Source organism: Paenibacillus agri (assembly GCF_013359945.1).
GTDB classification, from domain to species: Bacteria; Bacillota; Bacilli; order Paenibacillales; family Paenibacillaceae; genus Paenibacillus_AQ; species Paenibacillus_AQ agri.
This window is the reverse complement of the sequence record NZ_JABWCS010000209.1, coordinates 15,616-38,149: the sequence shown is the minus strand read 5'-3', so window position 1 is coordinate 38,149 and position 22,534 is coordinate 15,616. Positions and strand designations below refer to the sequence as shown.

General features: G+C 50.4%; 19 protein-coding genes. 12 read left to right on the top strand and 7 right to left on the bottom strand.

Annotation, left to right across the window (positions count from 1 at the left end):
- The first annotated feature begins 23 nt into the window (after nt 1-23).
- The gene (locus tag HPT30_RS14200) at nt 24-1,379 is read left to right on the top strand and encodes a sugar phosphate nucleotidyltransferase (protein ID WP_175372018.1); all 1,356 of its coding nucleotides are present in this window, start codon (nt 24-26) and stop codon (nt 1,377-1,379) included.
- 124 nt (nt 1,380-1,503) lie between these two features.
- Here the strand turns inward: HPT30_RS14200 and HPT30_RS14195 are convergent, their stop codons facing one another.
- Nucleotides 1,504-2,367 (bottom strand): Cof-type HAD-IIB family hydrolase, encoded by an 864-nt coding sequence (locus HPT30_RS14195; protein ID WP_175372017.1) that lies wholly within the window; start codon nt 2,365-2,367, stop codon nt 1,504-1,506.
- 307 nt (nt 2,368-2,674) lie between these two features.
- Here HPT30_RS14195 and HPT30_RS14190 point away from each other — a divergent pair, with 307 nt between their 5' ends.
- Together HPT30_RS14190 and HPT30_RS14185 are read left to right on the top strand one after the other, a co-directional pair.
- Nucleotides 2,675-3,916: a DUF445 domain-containing protein gene (locus HPT30_RS14190; RefSeq protein WP_175372016.1), complete on the top strand. Its 1,242-nt coding sequence runs from the start codon at nt 2,675-2,677 to the stop codon at nt 3,914-3,916.
- A 37-nt stretch (nt 3,917-3,953) separates the two neighbouring features.
- Nucleotides 3,954-4,109 carry a hypothetical protein gene (locus HPT30_RS14185; protein ID WP_175372015.1) on the top strand — a complete coding sequence of 52 codons (156 nt, stop codon included), beginning with the start codon at nt 3,954-3,956 and terminating at the stop codon, nt 4,107-4,109.
- A 38-nt stretch (nt 4,110-4,147) separates the two neighbouring features.
- Here HPT30_RS14185 and HPT30_RS14180 read toward each other — a convergent pair whose 3' ends face one another.
- Nucleotides 4,148-5,251, bottom strand: coding sequence for a glycosyltransferase family 4 protein (locus HPT30_RS14180; protein ID WP_175372014.1), 1,104 nt, complete (start codon nt 5,249-5,251; stop codon nt 4,148-4,150).
- Between the two features lie 186 nt (nt 5,252-5,437).
- On the opposite strand from HPT30_RS14180, the gene HPT30_RS14175 reads away from it, so the two are divergent.
- Nucleotides 5,438-6,217, top strand: a complete 780-nt coding sequence (locus HPT30_RS14175; RefSeq protein ID WP_246317082.1) for a YheC/YheD family protein — start codon at nt 5,438-5,440, stop codon at nt 6,215-6,217.
- 23 nt (nt 6,218-6,240) lie between these two features.
- Here the strand turns inward: HPT30_RS14175 and HPT30_RS14170 are convergent, their stop codons facing one another.
- Nucleotides 6,241-7,056: a hypothetical protein gene (locus tag HPT30_RS14170; RefSeq protein ID WP_175372013.1), complete on the bottom strand. Its 816-nt coding sequence runs from the start codon at nt 7,054-7,056 to the stop codon at nt 6,241-6,243.
- Between the two features lie 292 nt (nt 7,057-7,348).
- On the opposite strand from HPT30_RS14170, the gene HPT30_RS14165 reads away from it, so the two are divergent.
- From HPT30_RS14165 to yfcE, 7 genes are all read left to right on the top strand, one after another.
- Nucleotides 7,349-10,534 (top strand): PAS domain S-box protein, encoded by a 3,186-nt coding sequence (locus HPT30_RS14165; RefSeq protein WP_175372012.1) that lies wholly within the window; start codon nt 7,349-7,351, stop codon nt 10,532-10,534.
- A complete protein-coding gene (locus HPT30_RS14160; protein ID WP_175372011.1) occupies nt 10,531-11,169 on the top strand; it encodes a C39 family peptidase in 639 nt (212 codons plus the stop codon). Before HPT30_RS14165 ends, HPT30_RS14160 begins: the two co-directional genes overlap by 4 nt.
- Nucleotides 11,170-11,246: 77 nt before the next feature.
- The gene (gene pulA / locus HPT30_RS14155) at nt 11,247-13,211 is read left to right on the top strand and encodes a type I pullulanase (protein ID WP_175372010.1); all 1,965 of its coding nucleotides are present in this window, start codon (nt 11,247-11,249) and stop codon (nt 13,209-13,211) included.
- 213 nt (nt 13,212-13,424) lie between these two features.
- Complete coding sequence (locus HPT30_RS14150) at nt 13,425-13,751, top strand: PadR family transcriptional regulator (protein ID WP_175372009.1); 327 nt, start codon at nt 13,425-13,427, stop codon at nt 13,749-13,751.
- A gap of 5 nt (nt 13,752-13,756) precedes the next feature.
- The gene (locus tag HPT30_RS14145) at nt 13,757-14,731 is read left to right on the top strand and encodes a permease prefix domain 1-containing protein (RefSeq protein WP_175372008.1); all 975 of its coding nucleotides are present in this window, start codon (nt 13,757-13,759) and stop codon (nt 14,729-14,731) included.
- A 413-nt stretch (nt 14,732-15,144) separates the two neighbouring features.
- The gene (locus HPT30_RS14140; RefSeq protein ID WP_175372007.1) at nt 15,145-16,629 is read left to right on the top strand and encodes a glutamate synthase subunit beta; all 1,485 of its coding nucleotides are present in this window, start codon (nt 15,145-15,147) and stop codon (nt 16,627-16,629) included.
- 189 nt (nt 16,630-16,818) lie between these two features.
- Nucleotides 16,819-17,361: a phosphodiesterase gene (gene yfcE / locus HPT30_RS14135; RefSeq protein WP_175372006.1), complete on the top strand. Its 543-nt coding sequence runs from the start codon at nt 16,819-16,821 to the stop codon at nt 17,359-17,361.
- Nucleotides 17,362-17,584: 223 nt separating this feature from the next.
- On the opposite strand, the gene HPT30_RS14130 is transcribed toward yfcE, so the two are convergent.
- From HPT30_RS14130 to HPT30_RS14120, 4 genes are all read right to left on the bottom strand, one after another.
- On the bottom strand, nt 17,585-18,565 hold the full coding sequence (locus tag HPT30_RS14130) for an iron-siderophore ABC transporter substrate-binding protein (RefSeq protein WP_175372005.1): 981 nt from the start codon (nt 18,563-18,565) through the stop codon (nt 17,585-17,587).
- Nucleotides 18,566-19,036: 471 nt separating this feature from the next.
- Nucleotides 19,037-19,159 (bottom strand): hypothetical protein, encoded by a 123-nt coding sequence (locus tag HPT30_RS30410; protein ID WP_281364496.1) that lies wholly within the window; start codon nt 19,157-19,159, stop codon nt 19,037-19,039.
- Between the two features lie 49 nt (nt 19,160-19,208).
- Nucleotides 19,209-19,376: an aspartyl-phosphate phosphatase Spo0E family protein gene (locus tag HPT30_RS14125; protein WP_175372004.1), complete on the bottom strand. Its 168-nt coding sequence runs from the start codon at nt 19,374-19,376 to the stop codon at nt 19,209-19,211.
- Between the two features lie 485 nt (nt 19,377-19,861).
- Nucleotides 19,862-21,250: a helix-turn-helix domain-containing protein gene (locus tag HPT30_RS14120; protein ID WP_175372003.1), complete on the bottom strand. Its 1,389-nt coding sequence runs from the start codon at nt 21,248-21,250 to the stop codon at nt 19,862-19,864.
- 247 nt (nt 21,251-21,497) lie between these two features.
- On the opposite strand from HPT30_RS14120, the gene HPT30_RS14115 reads away from it, so the two are divergent.
- Complete coding sequence (locus HPT30_RS14115) at nt 21,498-22,526, top strand: agmatine deiminase family protein (RefSeq protein WP_175372002.1); 1,029 nt, start codon at nt 21,498-21,500, stop codon at nt 22,524-22,526.
- The last annotated feature ends 8 nt before the right edge of the window (nt 22,527-22,534 follow it).

Sequence of the window (22,534 nt, the reverse complement as noted above, 5' to 3'; positions counted from 1 at the left end):
ATTAGAGATAAGGAGGCGTCAATGTGCGGATCGTTCTCCTGTCCGGAGGCTCGGGCAAGCGGCTATGGCCGCTCTCCAATGAGATCAGGTCAAAGGTATTTCTGAAGCTGCTACGTTCTGAAACGGGCGTCAAGGAATCCATGCTCCAGCGGATGTGCAGAGAGCTGGACCAGGCTGGGCTGCTGTCCTCCAGCTGTATCGTAACGCACGAGTCCCAGGTCGATATTACCGTTAGTCATGTCGGCGAGGGAATTCCCGTGCTTGGCGAGCCGCAGAAGCGGGGTACCTATACAGCCGTAGCTCTGGCAGCCAGCTACTTCTATTCCGTGCTCGGCGTTGAGCCACAGGAAACGGTGGTAGTTCTGCCGGCTGATGCTTATGCTGCGCCGTCTTTTTTTCAGCTCCTGCGGCGTTTTCCGGATGTGCTTAGAGAGGGGGCGGCAGAGATTGCGCTGATCGGTAGCGTACCTAGGTTTCCCTCCGGGGAGTTTGGATATATAGTTCCGCAGGCGGGAAGCCCGGGCGGGAGCTATTATCATGTCGACCGCTTTGTCGAAAAGCCTGATCCGGACACAGCGCAAAAACTGATTGTGCAGCAAGCCCTGTGGAATTGTGGTGTCTTTGCCTGTTCGTTGTCTTTTCTCCTGAACAGTCTATCCGAACGGGGGATCGAACTAGTATATGACAGGCTGCTGGAGAGCTACGACAACCTCCCTCGGGAGAGCTTTGACCGTGAGGTGCTGGAGCATTCGCGCCATACGGTAGTAATCCCGTACAGCGGCAGCTGGAGTGATCTGGGGAGCTGGGACAGCTTATCAGCCCATCTGGAGCAACAGGTTACTGGCAAAGGCAGCGTCTCTCCCGATGCGCACCAGACGTATCTGGTGAATGAGCTATCCCTGCCAGTACATGTTATTGGCCTGAACGGTGCCATTGTGGCGGCTGGCCCGGACGGCATTCTCGTTGCGGACAAGAACCGGGCCAATGAAATCAAGACAGCACTTGGGAATAGTTATTCCGTGCCCAGGTACGAAGAGACCCGCTGGGGGACCTCTGTTATTTTGGACGAAGACCCCAGTAAAGATGGACCTGTGACCGTAACCCGAAAGCTGCAGATCCATCCCGGCAAGCATACTGAGTATCATTTCCATCACAGGATCTCCGAAGTATGGACAGTAGCAGAGGGCACAGGGAAATATATATTGGATGGGAATGAGTATGCTTTATCCACTGGTGACATTGTGCAGGTTCCTGCAGGGGTGGGACACGCGATCCAGGCGATGACCACGCTCACACTGATTCAGATTGAGACGGGTGGACGACCGGGAGAAGCGGATTGTGTAAGATTGTCTCACGGATGGAGCATCATGGAGGATTAGCAACAGGCGGCCCGGTGGAAGGCCATGGAGTAATGAAGGAGCGGGTGTGAAAAAAAGGACCGGGCGTGAATGCCCGGTCCTGTCATGTAGAAGAGATTCTGTAACGAGTGCTGGTACTGCTCCGTTATTTTTTATTTAGAACATGCTGAATTGCTGCCGCTACCCCATCTTCATGATTGGTTAAAGTGATGTGATCGCAGTTCTCCTTAAGAATCGGTGCGGCATTTGCCATGGCAATACGGTAGCCGGCAGCCTCGAACATCGGCAGATCGTTATAGCTGTCGCCCATAACAACGGTTTGCTCTATGGGAATACCGTAGTGAGCGGCCAAAATGGCCAGGCCTGAGCCCTTGTTAGCCTCTTCATGGTTGATTTCAATATTATTGACATGGGAAGAAGTGATAATCAGGCCAGGAATGGAAGCAAATCTCGTGGAAGCCTCTTTCAGCAGTTCAGGCTTAAGCGAGAAGGCCAGTGTTTTATACAGGACACTCTCTTCCTTGCTCCAGACTTCCTCCATGCTCTCCACATAGGTTACGGCTGCCTGCCGGAACTGCTGGTCGATAACGCCCTTCAGCAGCAAGCGCAGTTCTTCGGGCAGATCGTCGCCGCCTTGTGCTGACAGCTTCTCCAAGTGTACGCGCTTGTTCAGCTCCACGTAGACGTTGTCTTCCGTATAAATCTCGTAATATAAGTCAGGGATCTCGTTCATCCAGCGCAGCGCCGGGATAACATCTTCCTTATGCAGCGGCTTGCTGGCAGCAAGCGTCCGGTCCTGCAGTGTGACTACAGCGCCGTTTAGACTTACCACCGGTAATTCCAGCTCGGCCAGCCGAAGCTGCTTTTCTGCATCCATATACGAACGTCCTGTAGCAATGATAACAATAGCCCCATGATTTTGAGCCTGTACAATAGCTTCGCGGTTTCCTGGACTGATATTGCCGTTGTCGTTCAACAGGGTGCCGTCCATATCCAAAGCAATCAGCATATTCTGGCTCTCCTTTAACATTAGTAGTCCCTGTTAAGGGCGATAAAAAGTATTAATGATAGTTTATCACTAATTTCCTGAAAACTAAAAATCCATTTTCATCAAGAGGAAGGGGGTTGACCGCCTGATCTGCTCAGGGGGCACTGGCAGGTACAGAAAGGGGAGCAATCGTGGTACAATGATGGATAAAGCACTGATAGGCCGGAAAAGGTCGCCAGTCCCTTGCCTTTTTTCGGCTTGAACCGGCGGCCTTTAGCCTGCAAAGGAAACCGGCAGGTTGTCTATGCTGTACCCAAGGAGGACCTCTATGAGATCTAGACATTTAGCTACAATATCACTCGCCGTTATGGCGATCGGCTTTCTGGCTACGCTGTTTCTACCGGAGAACCTGACTGTTATCCTGCTGAGAGGCGGCTTTGAAGCCGGACTGGTAGGGGGGATTGCGGACTGGTTCGCAGTAACAGCGTTGTTCCGTCATCCCATGGGGCTGAAGATTCCCCATACCTCCCTGCTGCTTAAGAACCGGGATAAAATCATCCAGTCTCTGATCCACGCGATGGAGAACGAATTGCTTAATAAGAAGAGTATCGAGGACAAGCTGCGGAAGTTCGGCTTTATCACTCTCGCCTCTCGCTTGTTGACTAGAGTGTTCAGCCGGAAGAAGGCCCGGCAGGAAATGCTGGAGCAATTGAAGAGTATCGTGCTGAAGGTACCTGCCGAGAAGGCCGTTCCTTATCTGCAAAAGGCTGTCGCCAGCTACCTCAGTCAGGCTGATCTTGGCACCGCAGCTGATGTGGTCTTGAGTAAGCTGATGAAGGATGGCAAGGATGTGGCCGCACTCGACTTTGCGCTGCAGGGCGTGTCCTCGTGGACCGCACGCCCGGAGACCAAAGCGATGCTGGGCAAGCTTGCCAGCCAGAAGCTGTCTGAAGTCAAGCTGGGCGGCTTCAAGGGCATGGCTTTCCAAGCCTTTGTGGGATTTGTCGATGAAGAGATGCTCGGCGATATGCTACAGGGCATGCTGATCTCCGGGATACGAGATTTTCAGGAAGAGGACAGCCCTTACCGCGAAGATGTCATCCGTGAGATCCGCACGGCACTGTTCCAGCTTATCGGTGACGAGGAGCGTCTGACATCCTTGAAGGCGTGGGCGGTTGAACAGGTAGAAGGTGCATCGGCCAATGGCTTCATGGTGGCCCAACTGGAGCTGCTGCGCAGCAAGGCTGTGGCGCTGCTAGAAGAAGAACAGGCGACAGGTGGACGCAAGCTGTTCGCGCTGTATGCGATGCTCACCCGTCGTATCCGGGACGAGCAGCAATGGATTCAAGGCTGGGAAACGCGTGTCCGTGATTCTCTGATTGCCTTTGTAGAGGTCAACCATTACCGGATTGGCCTGCTGGTGAAGGAGAATCTGGATAGCATGGACGATGCCAGTCTGGTGAACATGCTCGAAGAGAAGGTAGGCAAGGATTTACAGTGGATTCGGGTTAACGGGGCATTATGCGGTTTTGTTGTAGGGCTGGTTCTTACCGTAATCCAATTGTTCTGACCCTAGTCTTTGATAAAGGAAATTAGTGGAGCAGTGAATGCAATCCGGGAGTAGCTTAAATGAGCGCCCTGAGAGCTTCGCTGCTTTTTTTGCTATATCCGGACAAGTGAATCTCATTCGCCAGCAGCTGAAGTGGTTTACCGGCGCAAGCAAGGTAAGCCGGTTTGGGACTGCGTCAGCCGTATGCGGCTAACCTGAAGTCTCCCTAACCGGCATTATTCTATATGCTGCTTACTCCTCGCTGCAAAGGCCGTGATACAGCACCTCTAGCCGGTCCGCGGTGTGCTGCCACTCAAAGGCCTGCAGCGCGTCGCTGCGCCCCTGTGCCCCGATCCGGGCGGCTAATGCGGGACTGCGCGCCAGCCGCAGCAAATACCTGGCGAAGGGCAGCGCCTGCGTATAGCGCTCTACAAGATAACCGTTATGTCCGGGAACGATGATCTCCCGGATACCGCCATTGCTGGAGGCGACGACTGGCAGTCCGGAGGCCATGGCCTCGACGTTCACCAGGCCGAAGGATTCATGCCGCTGGGAAGGGCAGACGAAGACATCCGCGGCCTGGTATAAGCTGTGGATGTCTTCGTGCGGGACGCTGCCGGGAAAAGTGACCGGCACGCCCAGCCGGCGGGCGAGCTGTCGCAGCCGCCGGATGTACGCCGGCTTGCCTCTGCCGGCGACGACCAAATGAGCGCGGGTGTGCCGGTTCAGGAGGGCGACCGCCCGGATCAGCACCGGCACACCCTTGCGGGGAATGATCCGGCCAACGAACAATACGGTGAAGGCCGGAGGGAATCTGTGGAGCCCCCGCAGCCTCAGCCGCTCCGGCTGTGATACGGGGGCGAACCGGGACAAGTCCGCGCCTAGCGGGACGACGTCAATGCTGCGCTTTATGCGCGGGAACCGCCGGGCCAGCCGCTGCTGCAGAGAGGCGCTGTTGGCCACGATGAGATCGGCCCGCGCCAACCGGGCGGCCGTCTTGTCCGAGGCCGGCACAAAGGTCAGAGAATGGAGGAAGAGCACGGCAGGCGTCAGGGGTTGCTTTTGCTTCACTGCAGCTAGCAGATACGGGCGATTATCCACCTGAAATATATCGAAGTCTTTGCCTTCGATATATTTCAGAACCGAGTTGCGATATCTGGCCGGGCTCCCGGCTGGCAATCGCACGATCTCGACACGGGCCAGTTTTTCGGTATCTGGCAGATTCGGCATGCTCCGACTGACAATGGTCACCTTGTGCTTCTCTGCCAGTCTCTCGGCAATGGCCCAGATGCAGATTTCTACCGAACCGTCCCCAGGCACCGGAAACTGTTCCGGTGCGATGATACAAATATGCATGCTCCCATCCCTCCTGTCCTCGGCTCCCTCTCGCTCTTTTACCATATGCATCCTGTTGGGCGGAAGATACAGATTGGGCGCGGAGAAGGCGATCATCCCATGCGAACCGTACAGTTCCCGAATACAATACAAGGGCGATCATATCTGAGCGAATGATACTGACTTAGAACAGGGGAGAGGGCTGGCTTGGGAACGAAGCATAGAACAGGATTGATGAGCAAATGGATCAAGACTAAGGTGTTGCTGCAGAGTCCGGAGATTTCGCCGCTGGTTCCGGATACACGAAGATTTACCAAAGCAAGTCTGCAGAGTATGCTGCATAAGTACGGCATGGTCTATGTGAAACCGGTCAACGGTACTTACGGCAAAGGTGTCATCAGGGTAGAACTGAACCGGGGTTCGGGTGGAACAACCTATCAGTACCAGAGCGGCACGACCATCCGTACCTTTGGAGCCTTCGATGCCTTCCACCTGTCACTGAAGAAAGCAACCCGCGGACGTAGCTACTTGATCCAGAAAGGGATCGAGCTATTAAAGCATAAGGGACAGCGCTTTGATCTGCGGGTCATGGTGCAGCTCAGTCCGAAGGGGAAGTGGGAGACAACAGGGCTGATTGGCCGGGTAGCTCAGAAAGGCAAGATTGTTACGAACTATCACAGCGGTGGCAAGCCAACAGCGATTGAGACACTGCTGGCCCCGCATCTAGGCAAGGCTCAGCAGGGAGAAGTCATAAAAAGGCTGGAGAAGTTAGGGCGGGATACCGGACGCTTCTACCATAAGAAGTATCCCGGATTTAAGCAGGTTGGCGTGGATGTTGGCCTCGACCGTAACATGACACCATGGATTATTGAAGTGAATACGAATCCTGACCCCTATATTTTCAACCAGCTTAAGGATAAAAGGATGTACCGTAAGGTGATGTCATATCGTCGTGCTCACGATAAAGCAAAGGCATCTAAGAAATAAGCGGGGCTGTCTTAAGCTACCGGTTAGGATGCAAGCTGGCTCTTGGCAGCAGCAATGACGGCAGCCACTTTCTGTTCCGACTCGATAATTTTTTGCTTGGCATCCGCAAGCTGACGATACTGGGAGGCCATGGAGGACAGGGACTGTGAAGTCAGGCTGGCGTTCTGCTTGCGGATAGCTGCCTTGAAATCACTCCAGTCGGCGGTTAGCCGTTTGTTCAATGCGGAGACCACGCTTTTCTGTGCCTTAATTGTCGACTGGGGACTATCAATCCCGCTTAGAGTCTTGCGGACCGCCGCAGTCTTCTTGGTACGAGCGTCCTTGGCGGCACGTAGCTGTGTTTCTTTGGTGCGGATGTCCTGACGTGCAATCTGGACTGCAATCTTCATAACGTCCGCCTGGGTCTTCAGCACGGCATTAAGATCCTTGTCCTTCAACTTCTTCGCCAGAGCTATCCTGTTGTTGAGTGCACTGTATTGGTCGAATAATGGTTGATAGCGTTGCTTCAGCTTAGCGGTCTCCCCCTCCAATCGGCTCACTGTTGTGAGATCAATCTCCTTGATTTGCTGACGTATCGTTGCCAGGGACTGCTCGTTATTGTAATGCAGGGACCGGATATTGCTCTCACGGTTGTCATCTTGCAGCTTTAGAACAGATAGCTCGCTATATAGGCTGTTCATCTTGGTTCTGGCTGATCCTTCTGCTTTGGCCGTTGTCAGGTCAAAGGCGGTCTTCACCGAAGGCGTAAATTCAATAGCGGGAGCCCCGAAGGCGGCAGCAGGAAGCAGCGGCAGCAGCAAGAGTGAAACGGCCAGCGTGATAATAGCTTTGAGGTTCATTAGGTGTGTCCTCCTTTATAGTTCCCCATTGGACGACAAAAAGCACCCGCAGCAAAGGCATTAAGCCTTTGTTACGGGTGCTTCCGTCGTAACAGGTCACGAATAATATGTTGTTCTCATTGTAGTTTTCGAAGCCCATAAAAGTCAATGATTTCAATTGAAATTATTCTCTCTTTTTCTTGTTTCAGGTCCGGGTACCAGATTTCTTTCCCTGTCTCTATTGACGTATACTGGGGTTAATAAAGAAAGAGAGAGTCCGCTGAAACAGGCTCATGATGAAGGAGGCCCATTGATGGATCACTTCTTGGCAGAAAACCAAAATATACTGAATCAGGCGTTCATGAAGTCCCCCGTAGGAATGGCGATCCTTGCACCTGGAGGAAGCGGCTGGCTGAAGGCCAACCCGGCTCTGTGCAGGCTGCTGGGTTATCATGAGACAGAGCTCCACACCTTGGATTTTTTTAAAGGGAATAAGAAGAATGGAGACAGAGCCCTGTTGTCCTTTCAGGAGATTATGGACGGTCTTGAGGCATCTGCTGACTGTGTGTTGGAGAGAGAGCTACGTTTTCTTACCGGTAAAGGAAGGTATATTTGGCTCTCTCTGACGTTCACTCGCATAGAGAATGGACAAGCATCTTCAAGTCTGATTCTGTATGCCCAGGATATCACGGACCGCAAAATCGCTGATCAACTGACCGTGGATAGCAGTGATTTGTACAATTTATTTATTAAAGATGAGCAGAATCTTATCTCGCTGACTCTGCCTGACGGAACGCTGTCCTTTGTGTCCCCATCCAGCTATTCACTCCTCGGTTACCGTCCGGAAGAGATGATTGGTACGAACCGGCTGGATTATTACCATCCCGATGATGCCGAAGAGATTAGACGGTACGGCAAATTCCTGGAGAGCGATGCAGTTGCCCGCCGTGTGCGGCACAAGGATGGTCATTATGAGTGGATTGAGACAGCCTTTAAGGTAAGACGGGGCGAGAATAACGAGAGTACTTATATTCTGGGTATCGGACGCAACGTGACTAAGCGCAAGCAGAATGATGAAGCGCTGGCGACAGCTCAAAGAGTAGCCCGGATCGGTTCCTGGATTTGGGAGCTGTCCAGCGATCGGCTGAAGCTATCGGATGAGTTGCAGCGAATGCTGTTATACCCACTGGATAAGGAAACGATGTATTACGATGATTTCAGACAATTTGTGCATCCAGAGGATAGGGCTTATGTGAATGAGACCGCTCAGAGAGCTATAGCACAGGGGGGTTCAGGAGAAGCTTCTTATCGCTTATTGCTGCCGGATCACCGTGTTGTTGGCGTGCATGTCCAGTGGGATGTCGTCATGGGACCGGGCGGAAAGCCGGTTCAATTAATAGGAATGATGCAGGATATCAGCGACCGGCTGAAGATAGAAGAACAGCTGCGGGAGAGTGAATACCATTTTCGGCTGTTGTCCGAAAGTTCCCTGGATTTAATCTCAAGGCATGCAGTTAAGGATGTTACCTACCTGTACTGCTCTCCGGCCAGCCGCACATTGCTAGGGTATGAACCGGAAGAACTGAATGGCACGAGTGTCTACGATTATGTTCACCCCGATGAGCTGGTCATGATAAAAGGGTACATGGAGAAAGGCCTGAGTACTGGTGTTCTTCCGGTAATCACCTGCCGTTTCCGCCGCAAGAACGGGAGCTACGTCTGGGTGGAGTCGAACAGCCGGTTCATCTATGACAACAGCGGGAATATCGTGGAGATCATCTCGGTGGGACGCGACATTACGGAACGCATACACCATACTGAGCAGATTGAGAAGCTGAGCAATGAACATACGTTGATCCTAAATGCGGTTTCCGAGGGTATTCTCCGTCTCGATCCGGAAGGAAGAGTCACGTTCATCAACCCTGCAGGAGCGGCTATGCTGGATTTCCAGCAGGATGAGATCATTGGCCGTGCTTACCTGAAGCATATCCAGCAGAGTGCGTATGACGGAGTTAACTTTGGTCCACAGGAGTCACCGTTAATGCAGGCGATTCGGTCTGGTATATCCCATGACAGCAAGGATGCGGTCTTATGGCGCAGAGATGGCTCCAGCTTTTTGGCTGAATATCAGGTGACACCGTTGTTCAACCAGGGAGAATGTATTGGATCCGTGTTGGTGTTTCAGGACATTACAGACGAGAAGGAGATTATCCGGGCCAAAGAATCTGCCGAAAAAGCCGATCAGGCTAAATCGGAGTTTCTGGCCATCATTAGTCATGAGCTGCGTACCCCGATGAATGGCATTATGGGTATGACCGATTTGTTGTCGGAGACCGAGCTTAGTGAGGAGCAGCGTGGATATACCGACATCATCAGTCAGAGCAGCGATTCTCTACTGTCCATTCTTAATGAGATCCTTGATTTTAGCAAAATAGAGGCAGGCAAGATGACCCTTGTCGATGAGCCGGTATACCTTCATGCCGTTATGGACAGCGTAACTGAACTATTTACACCCAAGGCGCTGGAGAAAAGCATACTTCTGTCCTGTCATATCGACGGCGACGTTCCGGCAGTAATTCATGGCGACGCAGCCCGGCTGCGGCAGGTACTGGTCAATCTGGTCAGCAATGCGGTTAAATTCACCGAAGCGGGCCAGGTTGTCATGCATGTGGAAAGAGAAGCGTGTTCCAGCAGCCACAAGCTGCTTCTGAAGTTTAATGTCAGAGATACGGGAATTGGTATTCCCGCATTCAAACAGCATCAATTGTTTCAATCCTTCTCTCAGCTCCATCCATCGATTAATCGCAAGTATGGAGGAACTGGACTTGGACTGGCGATCTGCAAGAAGCTGGTGGAGCTGATGGGCGGGGCGATCGGGGTGGAGAGCAGTGAAGGGGCAGGTTCAAATTTCTATTTTACCCTGCCACTCGATACCATTGGCGATGGCACTCACAGTCATGACAACGGAATAATCTTACCGGATACACAGCATTGGGTTGGATCTTCCTCGGAAGAACTGGCTACAAAGATAGCTTCAGAAGAAAATGTTGAACTGTCGGAGGAATCTGAGGAGATTGGATGTCTGCCGGGGGGAGCAATGCTAACCGGACTCCAGTATGGACCGTTGTCCATTCTAGTTGTCGAGGATCATCCGGTGAACCAGAAATTGCTCCTGACGATGCTTGAAAAAAGAGGATACAGTGCTGATCTCGCTGAGAATGGGGAACAGGCGGTGGCAGCAGTCATGCAGCAGTCGTATGACCTTGTCTTTATGGATGTGCAAATGCCGGTCATGAGCGGTTTTACGGCAGCAGCCCTCATTGCGGACAGAGTTCCGGCAGAGCGCCGTCCTTACATCGTGGCCGTGACCGCTTTTGCAGGACCAGAAGACCGCGAGCGTTGCAAGGCAGTGGGGATGCACGATTTCATCAGTAAACCGTTCGTTTCTTCTGAGGTAGAGCGGATATTGCGGGAGCACAGGGAAAAGATATCCTTATGAAGCATAAAGTTACTTCACACAGGCTGAATATAGAGCCTTATTCACAGTGGGAGCAAGGCGTGTCCTCGCCGGGCTCTGCCTGCGGCCCGGCGACAATGGCTGCCATACTAGAATATTGGAGCCGGCATATGGACTTGACAGGTGCTCCGGTGCTCGGTAAGCAGCATTTTGGCTCCAGAGCTGCACAGATTAACCACTTGTACAGCTGCCATGGCGGCAGACCTTGGGGGATGAGCGTTCGGGGATTTGTAAAGGGCATTCGGGCTTTTCTGCGCGCAGAGGCGGGGGATAACGGTCAGGGCAAGCTGACTGCGCAATCTTATGTATTCAGGGATTGGGAAACCTATAAGGCCGAGATTAATGCTGGACGGCCGGTAGCGATCAAATTCGACAAATGGACAAGTCTGCGCTGGAGGGGACGATATCTGTATGATTATCACTGGGTAGTAGGCATTGGATATGAAGAACCTTATGATGGCAACGGTCCCTCTATTATTGTTCATGATAACGGCAGTCGTTACAAGGATGGCGCTGCTACACCTGGCAGGGAATGCCGGGTGGATTATCAGGCCAACCGTGACATTATCACGATGGTGGGACTGAACCTTACCCCTTTTCCAAGATCAAGAAAATAAATTCAGTTCAAACGTTTGCACTCCACTCATAATCAGATTATGATATCAGTTATTACAGGGTAAAGGGGAGCATTGCTTTGGCGGTACAAAGAGAAGGGAAAGAACCTATTCATTATGGCGACCCGGCAGTGACTGGCGGGGTTTCCGTCTTTGAGCAAGGATTTGATGATCTGTTCAGTTATGATGGAGATGATTTGGGGCTCATGTATGCACGGGATCGCTCGGTGTTTCGGCTATGGGCTCCAACCTCGCAGGAGACGGAGCTCGTCCTGTACGAATCATGGGAAGACGAGACCTCAGGTAGTCGCCTGCCTATGACCCTTGATAGTAGGGGAACCTGGACAATTGCGGTTGAAGATGACCTCGCAGGCAAATTCTATACCTACCGCGTACGAATCGGCGGACAGTGGAATGAGGCGGTTGATCCTTATGCCCGGGTTGTGGGCGTGAACGGCGACAAAGGCGTTATTATGGATCTAAGGGAGACCGATCCGGAGCGGTGGACCGAGGATAAACCACCGCTGAGCCATCATATTGACGCGGTCATTTATGAACTGCACCTGCGGGATTTGTCCATTCATCCGGCCAGCGGCATTGCTCATAAGGGGCAGTATTTGGGCCTTGCTGAGACAGGTACGCGCGGTCCGGAAGGGATTCTTACCGGGCTCGATCATATTGCCGATCTCGGCGTGACTCATGTCCAGCTGCTGCCGTTTTATGATTTTGCCACCGAAAGTGTAGACGAGACCAAGTTGGATCAGCCCCATTATAACTGGGGATACGACCCGAAGAATTATAATGCTCCCGAAGGCTCTTATGCGACAGATCCCTATGTCCCGGGTCTCCGGATTACCGAGCTGAAACAGATGATTCAGGCCCTGCATGATCGTGGCCTACGTGTCATCATGGATGTCGTCTACAACCATGTTTATGATGGTTATCGCGTGAATTTTACGAAGCTGGTTCCGGGATACTATCTGCGTTACAAGCCGGATGGCAGTTTGTCCAATGGCAGCGGATGCGGTAACGATACGGCGACCGAGCGGGCGATGATGTCCCGTTTTATCGTCGATTCTGTACTCTATTGGGCCAAGGAATATCATATTGACGGCTTCCGGTTCGACTTGATGGGTCTGATAGATGTGGGCACGATGGCGGAGATTCGCCGTCGCCTGGATGAACTCGACCCGTCGATCCTAACCATTGGCGAGGGCTGGGTCATGGATACAGAACTGCCTATGGAACAGTTGGCCAACCAGAACAATGCTGATTTGCTGCCGGGTATCGGGCACTTTAACGATGGTTACCGGGATGCGGTCAAAGGAAATATCTTTCTGTACGATCAGCCGGGGTTTATTAGCGGGAAGTCCGGACTGGAACAGGCGGTGAAGACGGGCATTACCGGAGGGATTGTCTACAGCCAGGATATTGGACAATTTGCTGACGAGCCACTGCAGTGTGTGAACTTTGTGGAGTGTCATGACAATCATACCCTGTGGGATAAAATCGTACTGTCCACAGAGGATGTCAGTGACGAACAGCGGCGGGCCATGCACAGGCTGGCTTCAGCTATGGTGCTTACCAGCCAAGGGATCGCCTTCATCCATGCGGGGCAGGAATTTATGCGCACCAAGGACGGTATTGAGAACAGCTACAAATCCCCGGTGGAGATTAACTGGCTGGACTGGGAACGCTGTGCAGCTTATCAGGAAGATGTTGCTTATATGAAGCAGCTCATTTCTCTACGCAGATCTCATCCGGCCTTTCGGCTACGGAACGCGGAAGATATCCGCAGTCATCTTGTGTTTGAGAAAACCCCCGCCGGGGCAGTGGCTTACACCCTGCGAGATCACGCGGGAGGGGAAGCTGCAGAGCACTTATACGTCATTTATAACAGCCTCCCTGAAGGAGTCTCCTGCAACTTGCCTGGCTTGGGTAAGTGGGAAGTGCTGTTTGGCGGCGATCTTGTAAGCAAGCTTGCGGGCGACCGGCTGGTTACTCGTGGTACCGGAATGGTTGTACTTGCGGTACAACAGGCTTGAGGCAAAAAAACAAACAGAGAACAGATAGATTTGCAAAAAGTTGATTTTACGCCTAAAAGGGGTGTTCTGCAAGGCCGGATGGCCAGTGGAGCGCTCTTTTCTTATTTCGGGCGCAAATTTGAATAAAAATACTTCACCTGTCGTAGTAATTATGCTACAATTCAATTACTACGACAGGTGAAGTACGACAGATGCAGTAAAGGAGGCAGACTATTGATCAGTAGTGACGTGATCCGGGGATACAACGATACCCTCATCCTCTATATGCTAATGGACGGCGAATCTTATGGTTACGAGATATCCAAGAAGATCAGGACGCTATCGGAGGAGAAATACATTATGAAAGAGACCACGCTGTATTCTGCCTTCACCCGGCTGGAGAAGAACGGATATATTGTTTCCTTTTACAAGGAAGAGACGTTCGGCAAGCGGCGCACCTACTACCGGATTACCCCGGCCGGCCTGGCCTATTACCGCGAAAAATGCGAAGAATGGCAAGTTACACAAGAGGTCGTTAATAAATTTATTAAGGAGCTGTGAGGTTCATGGATACGATCATCAGCTATTTGAACAATATGTTCGCTACCCTGCCCAAAAGTGATCAAATGCTGAAGCTGAAGCAGGATCTGCTAGCCAGCATGGAAGAAAAGTACTACGAGTTGAAGATGGACGGGAAATCGGAGAATGAAGCCGTAGGGATCGTGATCTCGGAGTTTGGCAATATTGATGAATTGACCAGTGAACTAGGCATTATGCCCGAGGTGGAGGAAGAATGGTCCCCTATGCTTGCGGACGATGAAGTTGAAGGCTTCATGGCCGCCAAAAGAAAATCGGGTCTATGGATCGGCATCGGTGTAGCCCTGGTCCTGACCGGCGTGGCACTGTTGATTTTTATTACCACTTCCTTTGAGATAGGGATGCTGGGAGGACGCTTTTCAGAAGATGCTGCCAATATGTTTGGTCTGATCGCCATGCTCTTGTTCATCGTTCCAGCTATTGCTATGTTCATCTATAGCGGCATGAAGCTGGAGAAATACAAATATTTGAAATCTGAGTTCACCTTGCCCTACCACCTGAAGGCCTATGTTCAGCAAAAACAGGAAGCCTTTGCTTCTACCTACACTCTGTCCCTGATCATGGGCGTATGTCTATGCGTGGTATCCCCTGCTGCTATATTTGTGGGCTCGGCATTCAGTGAAGCGGCGGCTTCCTTGGGCGTTGTGGTGTTGCTGGAGATCGTTGCTGTAGCCGTGTTCCTCTTCGTCTATTATGGGAATATTAAGGATAGCTTTAGCATCTTGCTGCAAACCGGTGACTATTCGAAGGCAAAGAAGGAAGAGGACCGGGTTATCGGAGGTGTGGCTGCGATTATTTGGCCGCTGGCGACCTGCATTTTTCTGATCAGTGGTCTGGTTTTCCAGCAATGGCATATCAATTGGATCGTGTTCCCGATCACCGCCATTTTATTCGGCATGTTCAGTGGGGCCTATAATATTTTCAAGAGTAAAGGGCGTTCCTAATCCAGCCTACGGTTTGTAAATGCATTCTTTTCACAAAAACAGGCAGTGTCCAGTTGTGGGCACTGCCTGTTCTGTATGTGTCCCTAACCCCCATGCTTCTGCAATGTGAATGAATCATTCAGCGGTTACGATAACGTTAATTTGATTATGTCGTTTTGCGTAAAAGGTGATATTGCTCATTTTCGGCAAGGCAGCGCAGTGTTAATATGGTCTCACTTATTCCCCTGTTTTACTTTGCAGGCAGTGGCAGCAGGGATTTGAAGCCTCTAGGCCACTTCTTACTTTGCTGCTTCACAGTGGTATATTTCTAGTCGGCTGCAGCATGTGATCTCTTATAGAAGCCGAATCAGCACAAGGGACACCGCCAATTCACTTTACGGCGGTCATTTAAGAAGACTCGGAGGATGACTGTTATGGGCAAAGCAACCGGATTTATGGAGTATGCGCGGCAGACGCCGGCAGAATGTGTGCCGCTGGAACGGATCAAGAACTGGAACGAATTTGCTATCAAAATGGATGAGGAAAAACTGCGGGAGCAGGGAGCTCGATGCATGGATTGCGGTACACCCTTCTGCCATGTGGGCCGCCTGCTGTCCGGTATGGCTTCCGGCTGCCCGCTGCATAATCTGATTCCGGAGTGGAATGATCTTGTCTATCGTGGGAACTGGGAGATAGCGCTAAAGCGGCTGCACAAAACCAATAACTTTCCTGAGTTCACGGGCCGGGTCTGTCCATCCCCGTGCGAAGGCTCTTGTACCGTCGGTATGAACGGCAAGCCGGTAACGATTAAGTCCATTGAGAAGGCGATTGTAGACAGGGGCTTTGCTGAGGGTTGGATTGTGCCGGAGCCGCCACTGGTGCGGACAGGTAAGAAAGTGGCTGTGGTTGGCTCGGGACCGGCGGGTCTGGCCTGTGCAGCCCAGCTTAATAAGGCTGGACACACAGTGACAGTATACGAGCGGGCTGACCGCATTGGCGGTTTACTAACCTATGGCATCCCCAACATGAAGCTGGATAAAGGGACGGTACAGCGGCGCGTGGATCTGCTGACAGCGGAAGGCGTCACCTTCGTGACCGGAACGGAGATCGGCAAGGACATCCCTGCGGAACAGGTCCGGGGGGAACATGACGCTGTTGTTCTCTGTGGCGGCTCCACGGTGGCCCGCGACCTGCCGGTGGAAGGGCGCGGGCTGTCCGGTATCCATCAGGCGATGGAATTCCTGACTCTGAATACAAAGAGCCTGCTGGATTCCGGGCTTGCAGACGGAGAGTACCTATCCGCAGCGGGCAAAGATGTCGTCGTCATTGGAGGCGGTGATACCGGCACCGACTGCGTGGCGACATCTATCCGGCACGGCTGCCGCAGCGTGATCCAGTTGGAGATTATGCCGCAGGCACCGCTGTCGCGGCAGCCTGGTAACCCTTGGCCGGAATGGCCGAAGGTGCTCAAAGTCGATTATGGCCAGGAAGAAGCCGCTGCCCTGTACAGTGAAGATCCGCGCCGCTATCTCGTATCGACAAAGCGATTTGTGGGGGATGACGGCGGACAGGTGCAGGAGCTGCATACCGTCCGCATTGAATGGACCCGAGATGAGCAGGGACGGATGGTACCGGTGGAAGTGCCAGGCAGCGAGGAAGTGCTGAAGGCACAGCTGGTGCTACTGGCTTTGGGCTTCACCGGACCGGAGAGCACGGTGCTGGATCAGCTTGGGATAGCGCGCGACGAGCGCTCTAATGCCGCAGCGGAGTTCGGTGCTCAAGCAACGAATGTGGAAGGCGTGTTCACCGCTGGCGATATGCGCCGCGGACAAAGTCTAGTCGTGTGGGCTATTCAGGAAGGGCGGCAGGCTGCGCGTGAAGTGGACCGCTTTTTAATGGGAGCCTCCAATTTGCCCTAAGCTATGACAGGTTATGTGTATAGAAAGAGCAGGGCGCCTTCATAGGCGTCCGCTTTGTGTTGTTGATTCGCATTACTGTCTTATGTGATGTACTTAGCGGACATTTGTATGAATGTAATTTGAACCAAAGCAAGGACTGTCCTACAATGGAAGCATCTGAAATTAGGGTAGACGAAAGGGTGGTTGACGATGAAGTTAATGTTTATTTCCGATATTCACGGGTCTTTGTTCTGGCTGGAACAGACTTTGGAAAAAGTAGCCGTGGAACAGCCGGATCAGCTTATTTTCCTGGGCGATTTTATGTATCACGGGCCGCGGAATCCGCTGCCGGAGGGCTATAACCCGCAGGGCGTCGCTGACAAGCTGAATGCATACAAGAGCCAAATCGTGGCGGTACGCGGCAATTGTGACGCTGAGGTGGATCAGATGCTGCTGGAATTTCCGATGATGGGCGATTATGCCCTGATTCTGCATGAAGGCCGGCGGATCTATGCGACACACGGGCACGGCTTCAGCATGGACAATCTTCCGCCTCTATCTCCGGGCGATATTTTTATCCAAGGACATACCCATGTTCCTGTAGCCGATGTGAAGGAAGGCATTTATGTACTAAATCCGGGCTCGATTTCTCTTCCCAAGGAGAATTATCCAAACTCATACGGTATTCTTCAAAACGGCGAGTTCAGGGTGAAGGATTTCGATGGGGATACGATTAAGGGAATTAAGCTGTAGGGCAGTGCCGATCATGCCATTGATTGAGGAATAGCTGGGCTTTGGGATGAAAAAGGACATGCAAGGAGGTCACGGTGAACATACCTCCAAGCATGTCCTCTATAAAATACCCATGTTCCGATAGAGTAGGTAAGGCAGGGTATTTATGTGCTGAATCTGGAATGTTTTTGGCAGTGGGTAGGCACCATTGGAATCGAACGGACCGAATGGCTGAGACTTAAGTTTATTTTGTTACGGTTAGAGCTTGCACGACATCGTCGATTTTCATGCTGTCAGCAATCGGGCCATTGAGCATCCAGTGCCTTGCCGATACTTTATACGTATGGTTTTGCTTCACAGCAGGGATCGCTTTCCACACTTGCAATGACTCTACTCCCTTCACGGTCTCTAATGTTTTTTGAAACTCCTCTTCAGAAGAAGCAGAATACCCTGCCGTGACAAACAAATAATCAGCTTTCAATTCTGGCAGCTTCTCCAATGACAAAGTAGCTCCCCAGTCTTCTTCCGCTGTTTTTTGAAATTCCGTAAGAGTTACATCAGGTTTTAGACCCAAATCGTTATAGAGTACTCCCCCATAAGGGAACTTTGGGAAAAACACGTCAGCTTCTTTGTCCGTAAGCCGCACTAAGGTAACGGTTTTATTCGTTCCAACCGATTGAGCAATCGTCTGACGTGCCTTACTCAATTTATCGTCATAGGCTTTAATGATCTCATTTGCTTGTTCTTCGCGATTAATCGCTTTGCCGATCTGTACGATTGAAGTTTTCCAGTCACCTCGATCATAGACAAGAGTTGGCGCAATTTGTGAAAGTTTCTCAAAGCCTGCTTGATCAACATACCCATCAATTATAATAATCAAATCTGGGTTCGCGGCCAGTATAGCTTCATAGTTAGGTGTAGATGAAAAATTTAGAGTCGGAACCTTCTTCTCCTGAAGTCTGTCGTACAGATAATCCCCTTTCGTTCCACTGGCTTGAACTAACGGTGCATCCAATGAAAGTAGCATATCCTCAAGCCCGACACTGACAATACGTTTGGGTTCCATAGGCACATCAACATTACCGAAGACCGTACTCATTGTTTTGGTGTTTGCTTGTGTTAATGAATTTTCATTAGCGTTTGGTTTACCGTTGGAGCATGCCCCCAGCAATAAAGTGAAAAGTAAAAGGAAAGCAAACAGTAACTTATTTGTATTTCTTTGCATGAATGAAGTTCCTCTCCTCTTGAACCTGAATTTTCCGGTGAAATACTATGTCTTATTCAAACGAATGCCCCTTCCACCATGAAACATATGGAATCCTCCGGAGTGACCCTTAATACCATCCAGCAGGATTTAAGAGAGCCATCAGTTTATGTATAACACTATAATTGATAATGATTATCATCGTCAATAATAACTCTATACTGTCTTTTAGATAATATTTGAATGCACAGGTTGTGTTGGCTACTTGATATTGATATTGATAACCTTGCGGATGTTTATGTCTGGAGATATGAAGAAGGGATTTGTTATGAAAAAATAGAGGAGCTAAGAGGGTTCAAGTGGGGGTAAATCCGAATGCTCTGAAACGATCTATTTTGAAGCTCTATATGTAGTATGTGTATCAATTATTATCATTGTGTTCCTGTCTACCTTTGCATTCAGGATATTGATTTTGCTGGTGTAGACAGGAATTTAGCGGGTCTTTTTTGCTTGCTTTTGTAGTACCCAAAATACAGCGCCCAGGTTCATGCCTAATAACAGAATGACTTCCAGCACTTGCTCCATGGTCATAGCTTCAAGTATAGGAATAAACATATTCCCCCCTAAATAAGGTGTTTATTTATATTGAAAATCATTGAAATAACTAGTTTACAAGCCGTTTGCGTTGATATTGATTTAATAGCTCGTCCAGAATCATCGACTGTTCGATGACCTTGGGATGTGTAAAGAAACCGTATCTCTTCTGTGTTTGATGAAGTTCTTCCCGGGCTCTCTCGACTTGAATTAAGATGGCTGGCTGGCTCGACTGCATAATACATCCCTCCTATATGTAGTATTATAGAATCGTCTGTCAAAAAATAGGAGATTGGGGGAACGACGAGGTTTAAAACAACAAAAGAGTCATTCCTGATACCTCCAGAACGACTCTTTTGTTTTTTGTCTAAATGTGTAGACGTTAAAAGCTTCTCGTTAGCCGCCAGAGCCGTGTGTCATGAGTTGCAGTGCGGACTGAATTGACTCGGAACCACTACTTGGTATATTTACTGAAATAATTACGATTAATAAGAAACTAAACGATACTGCCCACAAAACCATCTTTCTCATGTTTCGTTACACCTCCCCAATTGTGTAGTGTGTTCAGGCTACTTTAAAAATTGTTGAGGGAATCTTGAAAGTGATTCTATTAATAGTTTATAGGATGATGCCAAACTTTGCTCAAAAAATAGTTAGTATTAATAATACTTTTATTCCAAATAGTGGGTAGTTGTTTGAGTGAGGTGTAGTTTAATTTAGTGTCTATAAAGTCTTAATGATATAAGAGGCTCTCTCTTCATTAATTCGGTGCATTTCCCCGATTAAGCCTGCGTATGCTTCCTGTTGCTCTACTGAAGCTGCCGCGCGGTACTTTTCAAATAATCCCACACACCGCACAATGCTATCATTGCTTCTCGTTCTTACCGAAGATTCCAGACTCCCCATTAAGTACTCAAAGCCAGCCTCTAGATTATTTTTTCTGAGATAGTATATGGCCAGTTCGGTAAGAAACCGTGTGTATTTATCTCCGGTTAACTGCTGAGTGTACTTCCCCAGTCGGCTGTGTTGCTCTTTATACGACAGGTTGTCTGTGAATTGCAACAAAATCGCATCAACATCAAATCGATAGCGGTTGGCGGCCTGCATGATTTTAAAAAGAGCCTGGAATATTTCGTTCTCCCGAACTTCGACATATTTGATGTAGTCGGGTAAGACGTCTACTTGTCCAGCCATAAGGCGGTACAAGTAGCTATTCGCTGTAGCCCACTCTTTGAATTGTTCAATTACCCGGGACTCCTCTTCGTTAACAGGTGACCTTGCCCAGCTTACGTCCGAATATAGAGATGCATACTGCAAGGCTTGTTCGTAATCTCCACGCTCATCACAGACCAAGGAGCCCAGCAAATTGGCATAAAGGATGTAATAGATGATAGGGCGAGTCGGTGTCTTGGTCACAGAATCTTTGCGAAAGTGATGATATAGAATATCTGCTTTATGGCCCATAAGCTCTGCGAGTTCCATTACCTTGTCCCAGCGATGCAGGGAGGCATAGATATCCGCTAAATGCTTCAGCGCATCCAGTTGATCGGCTTCCTCCAGTCGCTCTATATAGGGTTCGAATTGATTGGCGGCACGCAGGTTCTCATCCTGATTATCCTCTAAACGAATGGCAAACAGTCTGTACTGGCACAGAGCCAGGCGTTCGGAGTGCTGGAGCTTTTCACCTGCTGCCACATTCTCGTACAGAAGTGCAGCTGCTACAAGATAACCTTGAGCGAATAGCGCTTCCGCTGCCTCAAACAGCAAGGGAGAGTACATCAGATTGTCCATAATATGCTGTACAATATTCTTAATCGCGCCTAGCTTGTCCAGTTCAGCACATCTCTGCAACAAAGGGCCAATTCGCCGCCAATCTGCTGACCCTTCAATAATGTAATCATGAATATACATTTCATAGAAAAAACCATCCGGCTTCCCCATTGCTGAAGTGATCCGGTCAAGCTGCTGCATGGCAATCGGTCGGCGGGCGTGGATGATATTGCTTAGGGTTCCGGAATGAAGGCCGGTACGTTCTGCAAATTGAGCCAGCGTCAAGGCTTCTCTTCTCAGGTAATGCTCCAGTTCAGTCAAAATGGTTGCTGCAGCTTCCAAGGTACGACCACCTTTCGCGCCAGAATCCATAAATTGGATAAATGTTTCTTCAATTATCGCGCTGAATAGAACAGTGGTCAATACGGTAGATGAGTCTATAATATGATTTTTTTTACTATTATTATAAAAATAACCTTTCTCGTAATTATACTTCGGCAATTGAGCTAGGGGGCATATTATTGTATGATATGTAAGGAACTTTGGGGCAATCCTGGTTCTAAATTTAACTGTAGAGGTAGCTAACGAAATGTATCCTAAAGAACTGAACTATACGATGCCGCCGGAGTGGAGCCAGCATGAGCGCACCTTTATCTCCTGGCCTGTGCAGGCATCCATGTGTTTTCCAGATAATCATGAGTCTGTGTGCCAAGGGTATGCAGAAATTATAAAAGCAATGGCAGAGTTCGAGCCGGTGACGGTGATCGTGAACCCTGATGAACTGAAAACGGTGGAAGCCTTGGTCGGCGGACCGCGAGTTTCCCTTCTGCCAATTGCACATAATGATGCGTGGCTGCGTGATAATGGCCCTACGTTCGTAGTGAACGAAGAAGGTGCCCTCGCAGGTGTCAACTGGAAGTTCAATGCTTGGGGCGGCAAATATTCTCCTTGGGATCTCGACGATAATGTCGCTCCGCAGATTCTGGAGCATCTGAAGGTCACCCGTTATGATGCACCGCTCGTAATGGAGGGAGGCTCCATTCATACGGATGGAGAGGGAACGGTTCTGACTACGGAAGAGTGCCTGCTGAATACGAACCGGAACCCGGATCTGGGACGAGATGAGATTGAAGAACAGTTGCGTAATTATATCGGCGCAGAGTCCGTGATCTGGCTGAAGCGCGGTTTGAGCGGTGATGAGACAGACGGCCATGTCGATAACATTGCGTGCTTCGCGGCACCGGGCAAGGTCATTATTCAGGTCTGCGATGATCCGCAGGATGAGAACTATGAGATTACGCAAGAGAATCTGCGGATTCTGGAGAATGCTACTGACGCGAAGGGCCGGAAGCTGGAGATCATCAAGATTCAGCAGCCGCCTCGCGTAGATGGAGAAGATGGACGTCTGACCCTGAGCTACCTGAATTTCTATTTTGTGAACGGGGGCATTGTTCTGCCTGTATTCGGTGGAACCGCTGTGGAGACAGACAAGCTGGCTGCTGAGACATTGGCTGGGCTGTTCCCGGACCGCCGCATCCGTACGGTGAACGGCATGGCCGTGATCGGCGAAGGCGGAAATGTTCACTGTACTACACAGCAGATGCCTGCGGTGAAGTAAACCCATTT

Excerpts from the sequence above, each read along its gene's own strand:
- HPT30_RS14125 (WP_175372004.1), bottom strand. The coding sequence starts at position 19,376 with ATGCAGTCGAGCCAGCCAGCCATCTTAATTCAAGTCGAGAGAGCCCGG.
- HPT30_RS14130 (WP_175372005.1), bottom strand. The coding sequence starts at position 18,565 with ATGCAAAGAAATACAAATAAGTTACTGTTTGCTTTCCTTTTACTTTTC.
- HPT30_RS14170 (WP_175372013.1), bottom strand. The coding sequence starts at position 7,056 with ATGAACCTCAAAGCTATTATCACGCTGGCCGTTTCACTCTTGCTGCTG.
- yfcE (WP_175372006.1), top strand. The coding sequence starts at position 16,819 with ATGAAGTTAATGTTTATTTCCGATATTCACGGGTCTTTGTTCTGGCTG.
- HPT30_RS14185 (WP_175372015.1), top strand. The coding sequence starts at position 3,954 with ATGCAATCCGGGAGTAGCTTAAATGAGCGCCCTGAGAGCTTCGCTGCT.
- HPT30_RS14190 (WP_175372016.1), top strand. The coding sequence starts at position 2,675 with ATGAGATCTAGACATTTAGCTACAATATCACTCGCCGTTATGGCGATC.
- HPT30_RS14180 (WP_175372014.1), bottom strand. The coding sequence starts at position 5,251 with ATGCATATTTGTATCATCGCACCGGAACAGTTTCCGGTGCCTGGGGAC.
- HPT30_RS14145 (WP_175372008.1), top strand. The coding sequence starts at position 13,757 with ATGGATACGATCATCAGCTATTTGAACAATATGTTCGCTACCCTGCCC.
- HPT30_RS14115 (WP_175372002.1), top strand. The coding sequence starts at position 21,498 with ATGTATCCTAAAGAACTGAACTATACGATGCCGCCGGAGTGGAGCCAG.
- HPT30_RS14165 (WP_175372012.1), top strand. The coding sequence starts at position 7,349 with ATGGATCACTTCTTGGCAGAAAACCAAAATATACTGAATCAGGCGTTC.
- HPT30_RS30410 (WP_281364496.1), bottom strand. The coding sequence starts at position 19,159 with ATGTTTATTCCTATACTTGAAGCTATGACCATGGAGCAAGTGCTGGAA.
- HPT30_RS14160 (WP_175372011.1), top strand. The coding sequence starts at position 10,531 with ATGAAGCATAAAGTTACTTCACACAGGCTGAATATAGAGCCTTATTCA.
- HPT30_RS14195 (WP_175372017.1), bottom strand. The coding sequence starts at position 2,367 with ATGCTGATTGCTTTGGATATGGACGGCACCCTGTTGAACGACAACGGC.
- HPT30_RS14140 (WP_175372007.1), top strand. The coding sequence starts at position 15,145 with ATGGGCAAAGCAACCGGATTTATGGAGTATGCGCGGCAGACGCCGGCA.